Source organism: Pseudomonas sp. GM60 (assembly GCF_000282415.1).
In the GTDB taxonomy this organism is placed as follows: Bacteria; Pseudomonadota; Gammaproteobacteria; order Pseudomonadales; family Pseudomonadaceae; genus Aquipseudomonas; species Aquipseudomonas migulae.
Genome location: NZ_AKJI01000171.1, coordinates 1 through 17,811 on the forward strand (window position 1 = coordinate 1; position 17,811 = coordinate 17,811).

Annotated in this window: 12 protein-coding genes; 6 read left to right on the top strand and 6 right to left on the bottom strand. The window is 60.4% G+C overall.

Translation table 11 applies throughout. From position 1 onward, the window contains the following. Both PMI32_RS00545 and PMI32_RS00540 read left to right on the top strand, forming a co-directional pair. Window positions 1–1,827 (top strand): putative bifunctional diguanylate cyclase/phosphodiesterase (locus PMI32_RS00545; protein WP_008035595.1); only part of this gene is annotated, 1,827 nt, incomplete at its 5' end. A gap of 238 nt (window positions 1,828–2,065) precedes the next feature. Next, a complete protein-coding gene (locus tag PMI32_RS00540) occupies window positions 2,066–2,812 on the top strand; it encodes an SDR family oxidoreductase (RefSeq protein ID WP_008035597.1) in 747 nt (248 codons plus the stop codon). A 122-nt stretch (window positions 2,813–2,934) separates the two neighbouring features. On the opposite strand, the gene mapR is transcribed toward PMI32_RS00540, so the two are convergent. From mapR to PMI32_RS00525, 3 genes are all read right to left on the bottom strand, one after another. After that, window positions 2,935–4,344 (bottom strand): GntR family transcriptional regulator MpaR, encoded by a 1,410-nt coding sequence (mapR, locus tag PMI32_RS00535; protein ID WP_008035599.1) that lies wholly within the window; start codon window positions 4,342–4,344, stop codon window positions 2,935–2,937. A 130-nt stretch (window positions 4,345–4,474) separates the two neighbouring features. After that, window positions 4,475–5,887 (bottom strand): cytochrome c oxidase accessory protein CcoG, encoded by a 1,413-nt coding sequence (gene ccoG, locus PMI32_RS00530; protein WP_008035601.1) that lies wholly within the window; start codon window positions 5,885–5,887, stop codon window positions 4,475–4,477. A 195-nt stretch (window positions 5,888–6,082) separates the two neighbouring features. Further along, window positions 6,083–6,316, bottom strand: a complete 234-nt coding sequence (locus PMI32_RS00525; RefSeq protein ID WP_008035603.1) for a DUF3203 family protein — start codon at window positions 6,314–6,316, stop codon at window positions 6,083–6,085. 121 nt (window positions 6,317–6,437) lie between these two features. On the opposite strand from PMI32_RS00525, the gene PMI32_RS00520 reads away from it, so the two are divergent. Then, the gene (locus PMI32_RS00520; RefSeq protein ID WP_008035606.1) at window positions 6,438–6,932 is read left to right on the top strand and encodes an MgtC/SapB family protein; all 495 of its coding nucleotides are present in this window, start codon (window positions 6,438–6,440) and stop codon (window positions 6,930–6,932) included. A 110-nt stretch (window positions 6,933–7,042) separates the two neighbouring features. Here the strand turns inward: PMI32_RS00520 and PMI32_RS30495 are convergent, their stop codons facing one another. Beyond that, window positions 7,043–7,210 carry a hypothetical protein gene (locus PMI32_RS30495; protein WP_008035613.1) on the bottom strand — a complete coding sequence of 56 codons (168 nt, stop codon included), beginning with the start codon at window positions 7,208–7,210 and terminating at the stop codon, window positions 7,043–7,045. Window positions 7,211–7,426: 216 nt separating this feature from the next. On the opposite strand from PMI32_RS30495, the gene PMI32_RS00515 reads away from it, so the two are divergent. The 3 genes from PMI32_RS00515 to glgB all read left to right on the top strand — a co-directional run bounded on the left by PMI32_RS00515 (window position 7,427) and on the right by glgB (window position 15,163). After that, window positions 7,427–9,421, top strand: coding sequence for an alpha-1,4-glucan--maltose-1-phosphate maltosyltransferase (locus PMI32_RS00515; RefSeq protein ID WP_008035614.1), 1,995 nt, complete (start codon window positions 7,427–7,429; stop codon window positions 9,419–9,421). A gap of 166 nt (window positions 9,422–9,587) precedes the next feature. Beyond that, a complete protein-coding gene (gene treS, locus PMI32_RS00510; protein WP_008035615.1) occupies window positions 9,588–12,929 on the top strand; it encodes a maltose alpha-D-glucosyltransferase in 3,342 nt (1,113 codons plus the stop codon). Between the two features lie 2 nt (window positions 12,930–12,931). Further along, window positions 12,932–15,163 carry a 1,4-alpha-glucan branching protein GlgB gene (gene glgB / locus PMI32_RS00505; RefSeq protein WP_008035616.1) on the top strand — a complete coding sequence of 744 codons (2,232 nt, stop codon included), beginning with the start codon at window positions 12,932–12,934 and terminating at the stop codon, window positions 15,161–15,163. Window positions 15,164–15,307: 144 nt separating this feature from the next. Here the strand turns inward: glgB and PMI32_RS00500 are convergent, their stop codons facing one another. Both PMI32_RS00500 and PMI32_RS00495 read right to left on the bottom strand, forming a co-directional pair. Continuing rightward, window positions 15,308–16,375, bottom strand: coding sequence for an autotransporter domain-containing protein (locus PMI32_RS00500; protein ID WP_008035617.1), 1,068 nt, complete (start codon window positions 16,373–16,375; stop codon window positions 15,308–15,310). A gap of 417 nt (window positions 16,376–16,792) precedes the next feature. Beyond that, window positions 16,793–17,593, bottom strand: coding sequence for an endonuclease/exonuclease/phosphatase family protein (locus PMI32_RS00495; protein WP_008035618.1), 801 nt, complete (start codon window positions 17,591–17,593; stop codon window positions 16,793–16,795). Between the last annotated feature and the right edge of the window lie 218 nt (window positions 17,594–17,811).

Below are 17,811 nucleotides of genomic sequence, written 5' to 3' on the forward strand. Positions count from 1 at the left end.
TGGCTGGTCACCCAGCCACAATTACCGGCCTGGCAACTGGCGTTCGGCGCACTGGTGATGGGTGCCGGCATCAGCGCCATGCATTACACCGGCATGGCCGCCATGAGCATGCAGCCGGGCATCGATTACGACCCGGCGCTGTTCAGCGCATCGCTGCTGATAGCCGTTGGCGCCTCGGGCGCGGCGTTATGGATCGCCTTCCGCCTGCGCAAGCACACACCTTACGTCCGGCTGATTCGCGGCGGCGCGGCGGTGATCATGGGCATCGCCATCGTCGGCATGCATTACACCGCCATGGCCGCAGCGCAGTTTCCGGACGGCAGTTTTTGTGGCGCGGCCGTCAACGGTTTAAGCGGCAAGGGCCTGGACAGCCTGGTCTTGATCACCACGCTGGCGGTGTTGAGCATCGCCTTGCTCACCTCGATTCTGGATGCGCGTCTGGAGGCGCGCACCGCCGACCTGGCCCGCTCGCTGACCGAAGCCAATCGTGAACTCACCCAACTGGCGCTGCACGACACCCTGACCGGTTTGCCGAACCGGGTATTGCTGGCCGACCGCATCGGCCAGGCCATGTCGAAGGTGCAGGAGCAGGGCGGTTGTTTTGCATTGATGTTCATCGATCTGGACGGTTTCAAACCGGTCAACGATGCCTTTGGCCATCACATGGGCGACCTGCTGCTGCGGGAAGTCGGCTTGCGCCTGCGCGAGGATCTGCGCAGCCAGGACACCCTGGCGCGGATCGGCGGTGACGAATTTGTCTTGCTGGTGCAACTGCGCGACGAACATGACGCCCTGAACCTGGCGGCCCGTCAGGTTGGAATGATCGCGCGCTCGTTCCGTGTTGCCGAACATGATTTGCAGATTTCAGCCAGTGTCGGTATCGCCCTCTATCCGGGCAACGGCCAGACGGCCGAAGAGCTGCTGATGAATGCCGATGCGGCGATGTATCACGCCAAGGGCGCGGGCAAAAACGGCTACAGCTTCTTCGACGCCTCGATGAACAGCAACGCGCGCAAACAACTGCAATTGCTGCAAGACCTGCGTAATGCCGTGGACCAGCAACAGTTCAGCCTCTATTACCAGCCTAAGTTCGACGCCAGCAATGGCCGGCCGGTCGGCGCCGAAGCGCTGTTGCGTTGGGTGCACCCGACTCAGGGCATGCTGCTGCCGGACAAATTCATCGAGCTGGCGGAGAAGACCGGTCTGATCATTCCGATTGGCGACTGGGTGCTCAACGAAGCCTGCCGCCAGATGCGCGAGTGGTACGTACTCGGCTACACCGACTGGCGCATCGCGGTGAACCTCTCGGCCCTGCAGTTTTGCCATGCAGGTTTGGTTCAAAGTGTCGCCAAAGCCCTGGCCACGCACCATTTGCCGGCCAACAGCCTGACCCTGGAAATCACCGAAACCACCGCCATGAGTGATGCCGATGCGAGCATGACGGTGCTTAACGAGCTATCGGAGATGGGCGTCGACCTGTCCATCGATGACTTTGGCACTGGCTATTCGAGTTTGATGTACCTCAAGCGTTTGCCGGCCAATGAACTGAAAATCGACCGCGGTTTTGTCCGCGACCTGGAACGCGACAGCGACGACGCCGCGATCGTTTCCGCCATCGTCGCGCTGGGCCAGGCACTGGGTTTGCGGATTGTCGCCGAAGGGGTGGAAACCGACGTGCAGCAGGATTTCCTGACCCAGCTGGGCTGTGATTCGTTGCAGGGTTACCTGCTGGGGCACCCGCTGCCGGCGGAGCGCTTCATGGTCGACATCCTTCGAGCGGAGCGTGCGACCGCGTTACCGCTTACCGCCGAGTTACACTCCCTGTAGGTGCCGGCTTGCTGGCGATGGGGCCCGTGAGATTTACGTCGATTTCGAGGACGCTATCGCCAGCAAGCCGGCTCCTACAGACCGTGTTGTTCAGATCGTTCAGGCCCGCCACAAAACCTTGTAGGCGCTGGCTTGCCGGCGATGGCGTCCGCCCGGACACCACAACACCCCATGCAAAAAACGCCGATGACGGTTATTCTTGCCCCCGACTGCTTACGCTTGAACGGGGAAAGCTCGCATGGACAAAGTCATCGTCATCACCGGCGGCAGCCGCGGCATCGGTGCCGCCACAGCCTTGTTGGCCGCCGAACAGGGCTATCGGATCTGCATCAACTATCAATCCGACGAAGAAGCTGCGCACCGTGTGCTCGAGCAAGTCCGCGCCCTCGGCGCCCAAGCCATCGCGGTCCGTGCCGACGTCAGCATCGAAGACGAAGTGATCGCCTTGTTTCACCGGGTCGACACCGAACTGGGCCGGGTCACCGCGCTGGTCAACAACGCCGGCACCGTAGGGCACAAATCCCGGGTCGACGAAATGTCCGAATTCCGCATCCTCAAAATTCTCAAAACCAACGTCCTGGCGCCGATCCTCTGCGCCAAACACGCGATCCTGCGCATGTCTCCCAAACATGGCGGCCAGGGTGGCAGCATCGTCAACGTCTCCTCGGTAGCCGCACGCTTGGGCGCCCCCAACGAATACGTCGACTACGCGTCCTCCAAAGGCGCGCTCGACACCTTCACCGTCGGCCTGTCCAAGGAAGTGGCCGGCGAAGGTATCCGCGTCAACGCCGTACGCCCCGGTTATATCTACACCGATTTCCATGCACTGAGCGGCGATCCGGACCGGGTCAGCAAACTGGAATCGGCAATACCGATGGCACGCGGTGGCCGGCCGGATGAAGTGGCGGAAGCGATTGTGTGGTTGTTGTCGGACAAGGCGTCGTATGCGACGGGGACGTTTGTTGATCTTGGAGGCGGGCGTTAGTCTCGAAAGTTGCTTTGCCTGTTCCGGCTCTTTCGCGGGCAAGCCCGCTCCCACAGTGGAACACGGTCAACTGTAGGAGCGAGCCTGCTCGCGAAGGCGATAGACCAAACACTATCAAACCTTCAGAACGACCGCACAATCCGCCCCAACGTCTCCATCGCCTTCTCTGAAGCCTCATTCCAGGGGCTGCCATAATTCAGTCGAATACAATTCCTGAACCGCTGCGCCGGTGAAAATATCGGCCCCGGCGCAATGCTGATCCCTTGCGCCAATGCCATCTGAAACAACTTCAACGAGTCCATCTGTGGCGGCAATTCCAGCCACAAAAAATACCCGCCGGCCGGTTGGCTGACGCGAGTCTGTGCCGGGAAATAGCGCGCAATCGCCGCCAGCATTGCACTTTGCTGCTCTTCCAGCGCATAACGCAGTTTGCGCAGATGCCGGTCATAGCCGCCATGTTGCAGGTAGTCGGCAATGGCCGCCTGTGCCGGCATCGATGCGCACAGCGAGGTCATCAACTTCAACCGCTCAATCTTCTGCGCATAGCGCCCGGCAGCCACCCAGCCAATTCGATAACCAGGGGCGAGGCTCTTGGCGAACGAGCCGCAGTGCATCACCAACCCTTCGGTATCGAACGCTTTCGCCGGTTTTGGCGCCTGCTGCCCGTAATAGAGTTCTGCGTAAACGTCATCTTCGATCAGCGGCACTTGATGGCTGCGCAACAGCTCCACCAGTTCCTGTTTCTTGGCCTCGGGCATGGTGGCGCCCATGGGGTTCTGGAAACTGGTCATGCACCAGCAGGCCTTGATCGGGTGGCGTTCCAGGGTTTGCGCGAGCACGCCGAGGTCGATGCCGTCACGTGGGTGCACGGGGATTTCCACGGCTTTGAGTTTCAGCCGTTCGAGGATTTGCAGGCAGGCGTAGAACGCAGGGGCTTCGATGGCCACCAGGTCGCCGGGTTCAGTGACGGCTTGCAGGCACAGGTTCAACGCTTCGAGGGCGCCGTTGGTGATCAGCAGCTCTTCCATGGGCAGCATCAGGCCGCCGACCATGTAGCGCAGGGCGATTTGCCGGCGCAGTTGCGGGTTGCCTGGTGACATGTCGGTGACGACCATGCGCGGGTCCATGTCCCGGGCGGCGCTGGCCAGGGAGCGGGACAAGCGTTGCAACGGAAACAGGGTCGGGCTGGGGAACGCCGAGCCGAAGGGCACGGTGTTGGGGTCTTTGATCGAGTCGAGGACCGAGAACACCAGTTCGCTGACGTCGACTTCGGTGGACTCGTTGACCTGGCTGCTGATCACCGGCTCTGAAAACGGGCTCGGCGCATGGGTGTTGACGAAGTAGCCGGAACGCGGGCGGGCGCGGATCAGGCCGCGGCGCTCCAACAGGTAATAGGCCTGGAACACCGTGGACGGGCTGACGCCGTAGGTCTGGCTGGCATAGCGCACCGAGGGCACGCGCTGGCCGGGGCCGAGGACGCCGGAGCGGATCAGTTCAGCGATGTCGTCGGCGAATTTTTCGTAGCGTTTCATTTAAAGCCCGGTTCGGTGTCATTCAGGAAAATCGAGGTGACATCTTCGCGGGCGAGCCTCGCTCCTACAGACACCATCGTACCGTAGGAGCGAGGCTTGCCCGCGAATGGCAGCACCGCAGTCTAAGGGATCAACGGTTCATCGGCGCAACAAACCGGCTTTTGGCCACGCTATAAATCTCAGGTTCATCGCTGTCGACGATCTTGAAACTGATGCTCTGCGAGCTGCTGCTTGGCCGTTCGGTGGTCATCGCCACGGACACCGGCACGTCGACAATTTCACCCGGTGCCAGGCTCAGTTCAGTCTTGCCTTGCAACTGGAAGCCGTCGCCATCGACCAGGGTCAGGCGGTAGTCCTGACGTTGCTGGGTCTTGTTGATGACCTTCAGGCTGTAGATGTTTTCGATCTGCCCCTGGCTGTTCTCGCGGAACAGACCACGGTCCTTGCTGACGTCCAGCGACACCATCGGCCGTTCCACCAGCGCGAGGGCGAGGGCGCCGATCATCACCAGCAACACCGCGGTGTACCCGATCAGCCGTGGCCGCAGCAGATGCGTTTTGCCACCTTGCAACTCGTGCTCCGAGGTGTAGCTGATCAGGCCACGGGAATAGCCCATTTTGTCCATGATCGAATCGCAGGCGTCGATACACGCGGCGCACCCGATGCACTCCATCTGCAAGCCATCGCGGATGTCGATGCCGGTCGGGCAGACCTGCACACACAGCTGGCAATCGATGCAATCACCAAGGCCGACGTCGGCTGGTTTCACCTCACGTTTGCGTGGGCCACGGTTTTCGCCACGGGCGACATCGTAGGAAATGGTCAGCGTGTCCTTGTCGAACATCACACTCTGGAACCGTGCATACGGACACATGTGCATGCACACCGCTTCGCGCAGCCAACCGGCGTTGATGTAAGTCGCGCCGGTGAAAAACAGCACCCAAAACAGGCTGACACCGCCCATCTGCAAGGTCAGCAACTCTTCGGCCAGCGGGCGGATCGGCGTGAAGTAACCGACAAACGTCAGGCCCGTCATCAAACTGATCGCCAGCCACAGCGTGTGCTTGGCCGAGCGACGCATCAGTTTATTCACGCCCCAGGGCGCGGCTTGCAGCTTGATTCGCTGGTTACGCTCGCCTTCGGTGATCTTCTCGCACCACATGAAGATCCAGGTCCAGGAACTCTGCGGGCAGGTGTAGCCGCACCAGACCCGGCCGGCAAACACGGTGATCGCAAACAGACCGAACGCGGCAATGATCAGCAGCGCCGACAGCAGAATGAAATCCTGCGGCCAGAAGGTCGCACCGAAGATGTGGAATTTGCTTTCGGAAAGGTCCCAGAGCACGGCCTGACGGCCACCCCAGTTCAACCACACGGTGCCGAAAAACAGCAGGAACAGAAATCCCGCACCGCTCAGGCGCAGGGTTCGGAACAGGCCGGTGAAGCTGCGGGTGTGGATCAGGTTGTCGCTGGACTTGGCCTTCATCTTTGGACGCGAAGGCTCAAATGTTTCTACGGTTCGGACGGGGATTCTTTCGCTCATGGTCTTTCGCTCATCAGCCTCCATCAGGCATGAGCACTATGAGCGGCGATCTGTTTGCATAACAGACTCAGGTATCGCAATAAAAAGCGGATCAGATGAGCGTTGAGCCTCGCCCTGCGACAAGTTGATGCACCCGTCAAAACGGGGCGCTGGCGCCTATATCAGACGTCCGCGCGTGATGTTGATCAGGGTCAGTCAAATCACCGAATCACTGTTGGTTGCCTTTAGATGCCGTCGACCGTCCACTGCGCCTGCTACGGTCAATGCATCGGCTTCTGCTTCGGTGATGTAAATGCGCTGGCCGTCGATGTCTACCGCCGACATGGCCTTGGCGCCGTCGGTGATGATGGTGACGTCGGGGCACAGACGGATTTCTTCGCCGTTCTGCGTGATGAAGAAGCAGGTCTGGTTTTCGATGCGCACAGTCATGGAGAGGTCCTTTTTCTGCGGGTTCTTGACTGTTAGGGCACCTCTGGCCGCCATCGTTCTGTGCAACCGATTAATGGTCGGCGCGGTCCATCCTCTATCGAGCATCTACAAGGATTGCACCATGAACGCCTGGTGGCATGAGGTTTGGGTGACGCTGCAAGCGGAGTTCGCCGACATCGGTGACGCCTCACAACTGACACGAATTACCGTCAGATTGCTGATAGCGGCGATTTTGGGCGGGATTCTGGGGTTCGAGCGTGAACACAAGGGCAAGGCGGCCGGAGTGCGAACGCACATGTTGGTCGCGCTTGGCGCGGCTTTGTTTGTGCTGGTGCCGCAAATGTCCGGTTCTCAGGCGGATGCCATGAGCCGCGTGGTGCAGGGCGTGATCGCCGGGATCGGCTTTCTCGGTGCCGGGACCATCCTGAAAAACCAGGACGGTGATGAAGGCCACGTGAAAGGCCTGACCACCGCTGCCGGGTTGTGGATGACTGCGGCGATTGGTGTTTCCGCCGGGTTGGGGCGTGAGGCGACGGCGGTGTTCAGTGCGTTGCTGGCGTTGGCGATTTTCAGCGTGATGCCGAGGATCGTGAAGCTACTCGAAAACAAAGACTGACACGGTCCTGTAGGAGCCGGCTTGCTGGCGATAGCGGTGTGTCAATCAATGCAAATGGTGCGTTGTAAACCGCTATCGCCAGCAAGCTGGCTCCTACAGGGGGCGCGGCATCATTCGGGACTGACGATTACCGGCGGGATGGTTTCTGGCGGATCTTCACGCGGTGGCGGGGTAGTGCCTGGCGGGGCCTGCTCGGGTACAGGCTGCGGCTCTGTCGGCGGAATCGTCGGTTGGTCGATGTTCGGATCGGGCGTTTCTGCCGGGATTGGAATACTCATCGTTGAAGCCTCCAGTGGCACATGGCGCAAGTCGTGCTTAAGTGTGTTGACCACTTCGCGCAGGAATTGATTCCACCGGATACCCAGGCAAATCCCCGTGAACTTTACCGGCGCCCGTCGCTCGGAACTTAAGTGAGTTCATTCCGGGGCCGCTGGCCTTGCGCGAATGACGACCAGGTACAAGAGCGTCCATGGGGCGTGAAGGAGAGATGCTCGATGACTGCTGAAAAACCCACAGAGCTCAACTACAACCCTCATATGCCGCTGTCGCAGGCGTTACTGCTACCGCGCATCGCCATCGAAAACACCATGCCGACCCTCGATGGCGGGCAATTCGCCGTTAAAGCGGTGGTGGGGCAAGACGTGGTCGTCACCAGCAAAGTCTTCGCCGACGGTCATGACAAACTGGCCGTCCGGGTCCGCTGGCGTGCCGCCGACGATGAGGTCTGGCAGAGCGAAGTCATGGGCGAGTTGGGCAACAACGGTTATCAAGGCCAGTTCCGCGTCGACCGCCAAGGCCGTTATGTGTTCTGCATCGAAGCCTGGGTCGATCAGTTCGCCAGCTTCTGTTATGAGCTGGAAAAAAAGTACACGGCCCGGGTGCCGGTCAGTCTTGAGTTGCAGGAGGGGCGCAATCAGGTCCAGCAGGCGGCCGAACGCACTGAAGGACCACTCAGCGAAGCGCTGGCCGCGCTGCACCATGAATTGTCCGGGTTGCTCGAAACCGAGCAGGTCGCACTGTTTTTGCACCAGCGTAGCGCTGACCTGATGGCCGAGGCCGATCACCACGCTTATTTGAGCCTGAGCGCCGAGTATCCGCTGGATGTCGAACGCGAGCTCGCGCAGTTTGCCAGTTGGTATGAGTTGTTCCCGCGTTCGATCACCGATGACCCGGCCCGTCACGGCACCTTCAACGACGTGCATTCGCGGCTGCCGATGATCCACGACATGGGGTTCGACGTGCTGTACTTTCCGCCGATCCACCCGATCGGACGCAGCTACCGCAAGGGCCCGAACAATTCGCTCACCGCTGGCCCCGACGATCCGGGCAGCCCCTATGCCATTGGCAGTGAAGAGGGCGGGCATGAGGCGATTCATAAGGAGCTGGGCACCCGCGAAGACTTCCGTCGGCTGGTGGCTGCAGCGGCTGACCATGGCCTGGAAATCGCGCTCGACTTTGCCATCCAGTGTTCCCAGGACCATCCGTGGCTCAAACAGCACCCCGGCTGGTTCAACTGGCGCCCGGACGGCACCATCAAATACGCCGAGAACCCGCCGAAGAAATACCAGGACATAGTCAACGTCGACTTCTATGCGGTCGAGGCGATCCCCAGTCTGTGGGTCGAGTTGCGCGACATCGTGGTCGGCTGGGTCGAGGAGGGCGTGAAGATCTTTCGCGTCGACAACCCGCACACCAAACCGTTGCCGTTCTGGCAGTGGCTGATCGCCGATGTGCGGGCGCTGTACCCGGAGGTGATTTTTCTCGCCGAAGCCTTCACCACGCCGGCGATGATGGCGCGCCTGGGCAAGGTGGGGTATTCGCAGAGCTACACCTATTTCACCTGGCGCAACACCAAGCATGAACTGTCGACGTACTTCACCGAGCTCAACGAATCGCCGTGGCGCGAATGCTACCGGCCGAATTTCTTCGTCAATACGCCAGACATCAACCCGGCGTTTCTGCATGAGTCGGGGCGCGCCGGTTTTCTCATCCGTGCGGCGCTGGCGACCATGGGCTCCGGGTTGTGGGGCATGTATTCAGGGTTCGAACTCTGTGAAGCCGCCCCTGTGCCGGGGAAGGAGGAATACCTCGATTCCGAGAAGTACGAGATCCGCCCAAGGGACTTCAATGCGCCCGGCAACATCATCGCCGAGATCGCGCAGCTCAATCGCATTCGTCGGCAAAACCCGGCGCTGCACACGCATTTGGGGCTAAGGGTCTACAACGCCTGGAATGACAACATTCTGTATTTCGGCAAGCGCAGCGCCGATGGCAGCAATTTCATTCTGGTGGCCGTCAGCCTCGATCCGCACAACGTTCAGGAAGCGAATTTCGAATTGCCGCTGTGGGAAATGGGTTTGTCCGACGACGCCAGCACCCAGGGTGAGGATTTGATGAACGGGCATCGCTGGACCTGGCACGGCAAGTACCAGTTCATGCGGATCGACCCGGCGCATCAGCCGTTCGGGATCTGGCGCATCACCGTCTAAACGCAGGACTTGTAGGAGCCAGCTTGCTGGCGATGGCGACGGGTCAGTCAACGGAACTGTTGAATGCAAAGCGCTATCGCCGGCAAGCCGGCTCCTACAGGGAAATCATCGCGTCGGAGGACTGTGTACGGCCCAGCGACCTTCTCGAACTCAACAGGAGTTTCAAATGGCGAAGAAACCCAAGGCAGCCACGTTTATCAAGGACCCGCTCTGGTACAAGGATGCGGTGATCTACCAGGTTCACGTTAAGTCTTTTTTCGACTCCAACAACGACGGGATCGGCGACTTTCCCGGCCTTATCGCCAAACTCGATTACATTGCCGACCTCGGCGTCAACACCATCTGGCTTCTGCCGTTTTACCCGTCGCCACGACGCGATGACGGTTACGACATTGCCGAATACCGCGGCGTGCACCCCGATTACGGCACCATGGCTGACGCAAAACGCTTTATCTCTGAAGCGCACAAACGTGGCTTGCGGGTGATTACCGAGCTGGTCATCAATCACACCTCGGACCAGCACGCCTGGTTCCAGCGTGCGCGCAAAGCCAAGCCCGGCTCGGCCGCGCGGGACTTTTACGTCTGGTCCGATGACGATCAAAAATACGACGGCACCCGCATCATTTTTCTCGACACCGAGAAATCCAACTGGACCTGGGACCCGGTCGCCGGCCAGTACTTCTGGCACCGCTTCTATTCCCACCAGCCGGACCTGAACTTCGATAACCCGCAGGTCATGAAAGCCGTGCTCTCGGTCATGCGTTATTGGCTGGACATGGGCATCGACGGTTTGCGTCTGGATGCGATTCCGTACCTCATCGAGCGCGACGGCACCAACAACGAAAACCTGCCCGAGACCCACGATGTCCTCAAGCAGATCCGTGCCGAAATCGACGCCAATTATCCCGACCGCATGCTGCTGGCCGAGGCCAACCAGTGGCCGGAAGACACCCAGTTGTACTTCGGCGACACCGATACAAAAGGCCTGAACGGCGACGAATGCCACATGGCCTTTCACTTCCCGTTGATGCCGCGGATGTACATGGCGCTGGCCCAGGAAGACCGTTTCCCGATCACCGACATTCTGCGCCAGACCCCGGAGATCCCCGCCAACTGTCAGTGGGCGATTTTCCTGCGCAACCACGATGAGCTGACCCTGGAAATGGTCACCGACAAGGAGCGCGATTACCTGTGGAATTACTACGCCGCCGACCGTCGCGCGCGGATCAACCTGGGGATTCGCCGTCGCCTCGCGCCGCTGATGGAGCGTGATCGTCGTCGCGTGGAATTGCTCAATAGCCTGTTACTGTCGATGCCCGGCACGCCGACGCTGTATTACGGCGATGAAATCGGCATGGGCGACAACATCTACCTCGGCGACCGCGATGGCGTGCGCACGCCGATGCAATGGTCGATCGACCGTAACGGCGGGTTTTCCCGCGCCGACCCGGCGAGCCTGGTGCTGCCGCCGATCATGGACCCGCAATACGGTTACCTGTCGGTCAACGTCGAAACCCAGGCCGGCGACCCGCATTCGCTGCTGAACTGGACCCGCCGCATGCTCGCGGTGCGCAAGCAGTCCAAGGCCTTCGGTCGTGGCACCCTGAAAATGCTGTCGCCGAGCAACCGCCGGATTCTGGCCTACACCCGTGAATTCACCGGGGCCGACGGCAAGCACGAAATCATCCTGTGCGTGGCCAACGTGTCCCGCAGCGCGCAAGCGGCAGAGCTCGACCTGTCGGCCTACGTCGGCATGGTGCCGGTGGAGATGCTCGGCGGGAATGCGTTCCCGCCGATTGGGCAATTGAATTTTCTCCTGACCCTGGCACCGTACGGTTTCTATTGGTTTGTACTGGCAGCAGAAAACCAGATGCCGAGCTGGCACGTCGAGCCGGCGCAAAGCCTGCCGGACTTCACCACGCTGGTGCTGAAGAAGCGCATGGAGGAACTGCTCGAAACGCCGTCCCGTGGCACGCTGGAGCAGAGCATCTTGCCAAGCTGGTTGCAGAACCGGCGTTGGTTCGCCGGCAAGGACGCTGCCATCGACAAGGTCAACCTGGCCTACGGCGTGCGTTTCGGTGATGCGCAGCATCCGGTGCTGTTGAGTGAAATCGAAGTCACCAGCGGCGGCCAGACCAGTCGTTACCAGTTGCCGTTCGGTTTCATTGCGGACGATCAGGTCGGGCCGGCGTTGCCGCAGCAACTGGCTTTGTCGCGCGTACGACGCGGACCGCAGGTGGGTTTGATCACCGATGCCTTCAGCCTCGAACACTTCATCCGCGCCGTGCTGTCAGCCATGCAGGACAACACGGTGTTGCCTTCCGATGGCGGCGAAATCCGTTTCGAGCCGACTGCCGCACTGGCCGGCCTGGGGCTGACGGCGGAATCGGAAGTGCGTTACCTGTCCGCCGAGCAGTCCAACAGTTCGGTGGTGGTGGGCAAAACCATGGTGCTGAAGCTGATCCGCAAGATCGCCTCGGGCGTGCACCCGGAACTGGAAATGAGCGCGTACCTGACCAACGCAGGCTTTGCCAATATCTCGCCGCTGCTGGGCTCGGTGGTTCGCCGCGACGCCAAGGGCGAAGACAATCTGCTGATGATCGCCCAAGGCTATTTGAGCAATCAGGGCGATGCGTGGGAATGGACGCAGAACAACCTCGAACGGGCGCTGCGCGATGAACTGGCCGACGCGATGTCCGAGCAGGAGCAGCATTACAACGCCCTCGGCGAATTGAAAGACTTCGCCGCTATGCTCGGTCAGCGCCTGGGTGAAATGCACCTGGTGCTGGCGGCGTCTACCGACGACCCGGACTTCGCCCCGCACGTCACTACGCAAAAAGACGCCCTGGCCTCGGCCAAGGATGTCGCGGCGCAACTGGAGCACGCGCTGAAGTTGCTCAAACAGCATCAAAGCGAACTGAACCCGGCGGACAAAACCCTGGTCAGCCGTTTACTGGACAACAAAAAAGCCATCCTCGCCCACGTCCAGGAACTGGGTAAAAAAGCAGTCGGTGGTCTGCGGATTCGCGTCCACGGCGACTTGCACCTCGGTCAGGTGCTGGTGATCAAGGGGGATGCGTACCTGATCGACTTCGAAGGCGAACCGGCGCGGCCACTGGCCGAACGGCGCGGCAAACACAGCCCCTATAAAGATGTCAGCGGCGTGTTGCGTTCCTTCGACTACGCTGCGGCGATGACGATCAGCGTGCACAACGCCGATCAGACCTCCGATGTGCAGGCGGCCCGTCAGCGCGTTGCCGATCGCTATTTAAGTGAAGCGCGACAGGCATTTGTCGACGCTTATCGGCTGGCGGCAGCTAGTCTTGCTCATGCGTGGCAAGATCCGGAAGGCGAGGACGCCGCGCTGGCGTTGTTCGGTCTGGAAAAAGCGGCGTATGAGGTGGCCTATGAGGCAGAGAATCGGCCCACCTGGTTGCCCGTGCCGTTGCACGGTTTATATGGATTATTGAGTGGGCTTAAACCCTTTTCCGATCTTGGTGGAGAGTAGTCATGAGTTTCTCGAACAAGGAACAGGGTCACGCTAGAGAGGCGTTACTGCCCAGGTCCCGGGACATTGATGCGCTGGTACGCGCTGAACATCACGACCCCTTTGCAATCCTCGGCCCCCATGGCGATGGTGCTGGCGGGCAATTTATTCGGGCTTATCTACCTGACGCGCTGAGCGTGCAGGTGCTGGCCAAGGACTCCGGCGAAGAACTCGGCAGCCTTGAAGCCACCCAGACGCCGGGGTTGTTTGTCGGGCATTTCGAGCACGCGCAGCCGTATGTGCTGCGTACCCGTTGGGCCGGTGGCGAACAGGTGTCCGAGGACCCTTACAGCTTTGGCCCGTTGCTCGGTGAAATGGACTTGTACCTGTTCGCCGAGGGCAATCACCGCGACTTGAGCAGTTGCCTCGGTGCGCAGCTGAAAAACGTCGACGGCGTCGACGGCGTGCGTTTCGCCGTGTGGGCACCCAACGCCAGACGGGTGTCGGTGGTCGGCGATTTCAATAACTGGGATGGGCGTCGCCACCCGATGCGCTCGCGTCACCCGACCGGCGTCTGGGAAGTGTTCATCCCGCGCATGCAGGCAGGCGAGGCTTACAAGTACGAGATCCTCGGCGCCCACGGCATTCTGCCGCTCAAGGCCGATCCGATGGCCCTGGCCACCGCGCTGCCGCCGGACACCGCGTCGAAAGTCGCCTCACCGCTGAGCATCGAATGGCAGGATCACGCGTGGATGCAGGCACGCGTCGAGCGTTCACAACCGAGCGCGCCGCTGTCGATCTACGAATTGCACGCTGGCTCCTGGCAGTGCGAACTGGACGATCTGGGTGAAGTCGCGCGTCAGTACACCTGGCACGAACTGGGTGAACGGTTGATCCCGTACGTCAAGGATCTGGGCTTCACCCACATTGAGCTGATGCCGATCATGGAGCACCCGTTCGGCGGTTCGTGGGGCTATCAACTGCTCTCGCAATTCGCCCCGAGTGCGCGCTACGGTTCACCGGATGACTTCGCCGCGTTCGTCAACGCCTGTCACCTGGCCGACATCGGCGTCATCCTCGATTGGGTGCCGGCGCATTTCCCGACCGATGTCCACGGCCTGGCGCAATTCGACGGCACCGCGCTGTACGAATACGGCAACCCGCTGGAAGGTTTCCACCAGGATTGGGACACGCTGATCTACAACCTCGGACGCACCGAAGTGCACGGCTACATGCTGGCGTCGGGGCTGCACTGGCTCAAGCATTTCCATGTCGATGGCCTGCGCGTCGATGCGGTGGCGTCGATGCTGTATCGCGATTACTCGCGCAAGGCCGGCGAATGGGTGCCGAACCGTCACGGTGGGCGGGAGAACCTTGAAGCGATCGACTTCCTGCGTCACCTCAACGACGTGGTCAACCTCGAAGCCCCTGGCGCACTGGTAATCGCCGAAGAATCCACCGCGTGGCCGGGCGTGAGCCAGAGCACGCAACAGGGCGGCCTGGGTTTCGATTACAAATGGAACATGGGCTGGATGCACGATTCGCTGCATTACATCCAGCAGGATCCGGTGTACCGCGCGCATCATCACAACGAACTGAGTTTCGGCCTGGTATACGCCTGGTCCGAGCGCTTCATTCTGCCGATCTCCCACGACGAAGTGGTCCACGGCAAACACTCGCTGATCGACAAAATGCCCGGCGACCGCTGGCAGAAATTCGCCAACCTGCGCGCGTACCTGAGCTTCATGTGGGCGCATCCGGGCAAGAAGCTGTTGTTCATGGGCTGCGAGTTTGGCCAGTGGCGCGAGTGGGATCATGATCAGCAGCTGGATTGGTACTTGCTGCAGTACCCGGAACACCAAGGTGTGAAGACATTGGTCGGTGACCTGAATCGGCTGTACCGCGAAGAACCGGCGTTGCATGAGCAGGACGACGTGCCGCAAGGGTTCCAGTGGTTGATTGGCGATGACGCGATCAACAGCGTTTACGCGTTCCTGCGCTGGAGCAAGGATGGGCGGCCGGTGCTGGTGGTGGCCAACTTTACGCCGGTGCCGCGTCAGGCCTATCGCATCGGCGTGCCGTTTGCGGGGCGCTGGACTGAGGTGATCAACAGTGACGCGGCGACGTATGCCGGGTCGAATTACGGGAACAGCGGCGGGGCGTCTACCGAGGAAGAGGCCAGCCATGGGCAGGCGCTTTCCTTGGTGCTGAATTTGCCGCCGTTGGCGGTGTTGATGTTGCGGCCGGAGGGTTGATCTAAAAACGCGTCGCTGCCATTCGCCGGCAAGCCGGTCTCGCTCCCACAGGGGTCACGCTGTACCTGTGGGAGCAGCGGTGCGACGACCCGACTTGCCCGCGATGGTGTCAGCCGGGACAACGCATTTCTTGAAAACCGACGCTCACCAGCGCATCCGCACGCCAAGGCTGCCAATCAGCCCATTCAAATCATTTTCATCCACACTGCTGCTGTAATCGGCGCTGACATACAGGCTCACGGCGGGAGTCACTCTGGCCACCAGGCCCAAACCCACTTCGACCGTCGATGAATAGCGGCTGGTGCTTATCTTGTCGACCTGATCCAGGGTCACGGTATTGCCGGTGTACACCGTGTGCCACAAGTTGGTCCGCACATACGGTTCGACCCCGAGGCCGTTGATGTCGTAGCTACCTTTCAACCGTGCACCGACCCGGCCACTCCAGGATGTCAGGTCGCTGGACGAAGCGTTGCCGGAACCGGCGTACGGGGTGTCCAGGGTGATGCGCTGATTGATCAACTGCGCCTGGGGTTCGACCACCCAGTTGTCGCCCAGACCAATCGGAAAGCCGCCTTCCACCGAGAAGGTGACTGCGCTGCCTTCGGCGGCTTGTCGGGCCCCTTGTTCATTACGACTGAAACCGTTGACCCGACCGCCACTGGCCGTCAAGTCGACGTGCCAGCCCTGTGGGCCGGTCAGGCTCCAGTAGGCGCCGAGGCTCTGGCCTTGCAGGTTGAGGGTGTCGGTGTTGGGGTCGGCAAGGGCGCGACTGGTCAGCAGGCCGTTGCTGTTGCCTTGAAACTGGCTCATCCCGCCGATCAGCCCGACCTGCTGGGTATGGCCACTACCGCTTTGCAGGGTGAGGATCGCCGGGCCTTTGAATTCGTTGGCGCCAGGAATGCTGAATCCCTGGGACAGATAATCGGTTTGTGCCTGACGCGATGCCTGTCCATAGAGCTGATCCCAGGCCGAGGGCGCAGCGTCTTCGATGGTCAGGTGTGAACTTCGCAGATCAGGGTTGGCGCTGAAGCGGCCGGGGTAGTTGGTAGCGAGCGCGGGCAAGGTGAGCACCGGGACCTCCTGGTCATACCAGGGGGTAGTTTCTTCCTCGGCAGGCGAGGCCTGCACTTCCATGGATGAGCACAGCAAGAGTGAACTCGACACCGTGCAAAAAGTAACTTTTATCTCTTGTGGGGTGAATGAAGTTTTCATGGAGGTCTACCTTGCAGTCGCATGTGGTATCTCGCTCTGGCGTCTCTCCTACCCCTGATTGAGGGGCGACCGAATGGACTGGGGCAAGCCGCTGGCGGCCCGTTTTGACGGGTGTCTGGGGGTTGCTCCGGGTGGTACTTCCGGGGGTAGTAACGTCAAGTCAAGAAGACCGATGGCGTCGCGTCAAGAAAATGAACGATAAGCGGTATGTGTAATTTAGCCGTTGCAACTGATTGTTTTTTGGCGCTTATCTAAGTTCTTGTTTGTACGAAAAATCATCGTGAAAGTATTGTTCCAGAGGCGTTTGAGCAGCCGACGGTCGGTAAGAAAGTCGATGTGAACGGCGAGATTCACGGGCGCATCCCTTAGAACATTACTGTCAATATCAATGATGCCTGACGGATCATGCCTGAAACACTAAAGACGCACTTCCACTGCCAACGGCAAATGGTCCGACAGATGCGTCCACGGCTTGCTGCCCAATATCCGCGGCTCATGGCTGCTGGCATTGCGCAGATAAATCCGGTCCAGTCGCAGTAGCGGAAACCGTGCTGGATAGGTTTTTGCCGGGCGACCATGGTGGCGCTCGAAGGCTTCGTGCAGGTAGTCGTGGCGGGCTAGGGCGGCGTTGCCTTGTAGCTGCCAGTCGTTGAAGTCGCCGGCGATGATCACCGGTGCATCGTCGGGTAAAGACTCGAGCAGTTGGCAGAGTAACTGGAGCTGCAACTGACGATGACTTTCCAGCAGGCTCAGGTGTACGCAAATCGCGTGGACTTCGGCGTGGCCCGGTACGTCGAGCAGGCAATGCAGCAGACCGCGGCGCTCGGGGCCGGTGATCGAGACGTCGAGGTTGCGGTATTCGCGGATCGGGTATTTTGACAGCAGCGCGTTACCGTGGTGACCGTTGGGGTAGACCGCATTGCGGCCGTAGGCGAAATCGCTCCACATGCTGTCGGCGAGGAACTCGTATTGCGAGGTCTGCGGCCAGTTGTTGAGGCGGGAAGAATGGCGTTCGTGTTCGCCGACGACTTCCTGCAGGAACACCAGGTCGGCGGATGTACTGCGTACCGCTTCACGCAGTTCCGGGAGGATGAAGCGTCGGTTTAGCGCGGTGAAGCCCTTGTGGGTGTTGACCGTCAGCACTTTGAGTCGATGAATCGCCGGCGGCGTGTTCAATGGCTTTGATTCGACGGTCTGGCGCTTGGAATCACTGGTCACTTTGACTCCTCTGAATCAGGCTGGCTTATGTATGCGACTGATGCGGGGGCGGGCAGTTCAGTTTGAGCATTTGCAGGGGGCCGACTTGCCAGTGATGGCGTCCGCAAGAATAGTGCAAGGTTCAAGGGCCTCATCGCCAGCAAGCTGGCTCCTACAGGGGCGGGGGCAATTTCAAACCTGTGATCGACACAACCTTGTAGGAGCTGGCTTGCCGGCGA

What these genes read in the sequence shown, in the direction of transcription:
- PMI32_RS00540 (WP_008035597.1), top strand. Translation starts at nt 2,066, where the DNA reads ATGGACAAAGTCATCGTCATCACCGGCGGCAGCCGCGGCATCGGTGCC.
- mapR (WP_008035599.1), bottom strand. Translation starts at nt 4,344, where the DNA reads ATGAAACGCTACGAAAAATTCGCCGACGACATCGCTGAACTGATCCGC.
- ccoG (WP_008035601.1), bottom strand. Translation starts at nt 5,887, where the DNA reads ATGAGCGAAAGAATCCCCGTCCGAACCGTAGAAACATTTGAGCCTTCG.
- PMI32_RS00525 (WP_008035603.1), bottom strand. Translation starts at nt 6,316, where the DNA reads ATGACTGTGCGCATCGAAAACCAGACCTGCTTCTTCATCACGCAGAAC.
- PMI32_RS00520 (WP_008035606.1), top strand. Translation starts at nt 6,438, where the DNA reads ATGAACGCCTGGTGGCATGAGGTTTGGGTGACGCTGCAAGCGGAGTTC.
- PMI32_RS30495 (WP_008035613.1), bottom strand. Translation starts at nt 7,210, where the DNA reads ATGAGTATTCCAATCCCGGCAGAAACGCCCGATCCGAACATCGACCAA.
- PMI32_RS00515 (WP_008035614.1), top strand. Translation starts at nt 7,427, where the DNA reads ATGACTGCTGAAAAACCCACAGAGCTCAACTACAACCCTCATATGCCG.
- treS (WP_008035615.1), top strand. Translation starts at nt 9,588, where the DNA reads ATGGCGAAGAAACCCAAGGCAGCCACGTTTATCAAGGACCCGCTCTGG.
- glgB (WP_008035616.1), top strand. Translation starts at nt 12,932, where the DNA reads ATGAGTTTCTCGAACAAGGAACAGGGTCACGCTAGAGAGGCGTTACTG.
- PMI32_RS00500 (WP_008035617.1), bottom strand. Translation starts at nt 16,375, where the DNA reads ATGAAAACTTCATTCACCCCACAAGAGATAAAAGTTACTTTTTGCACG.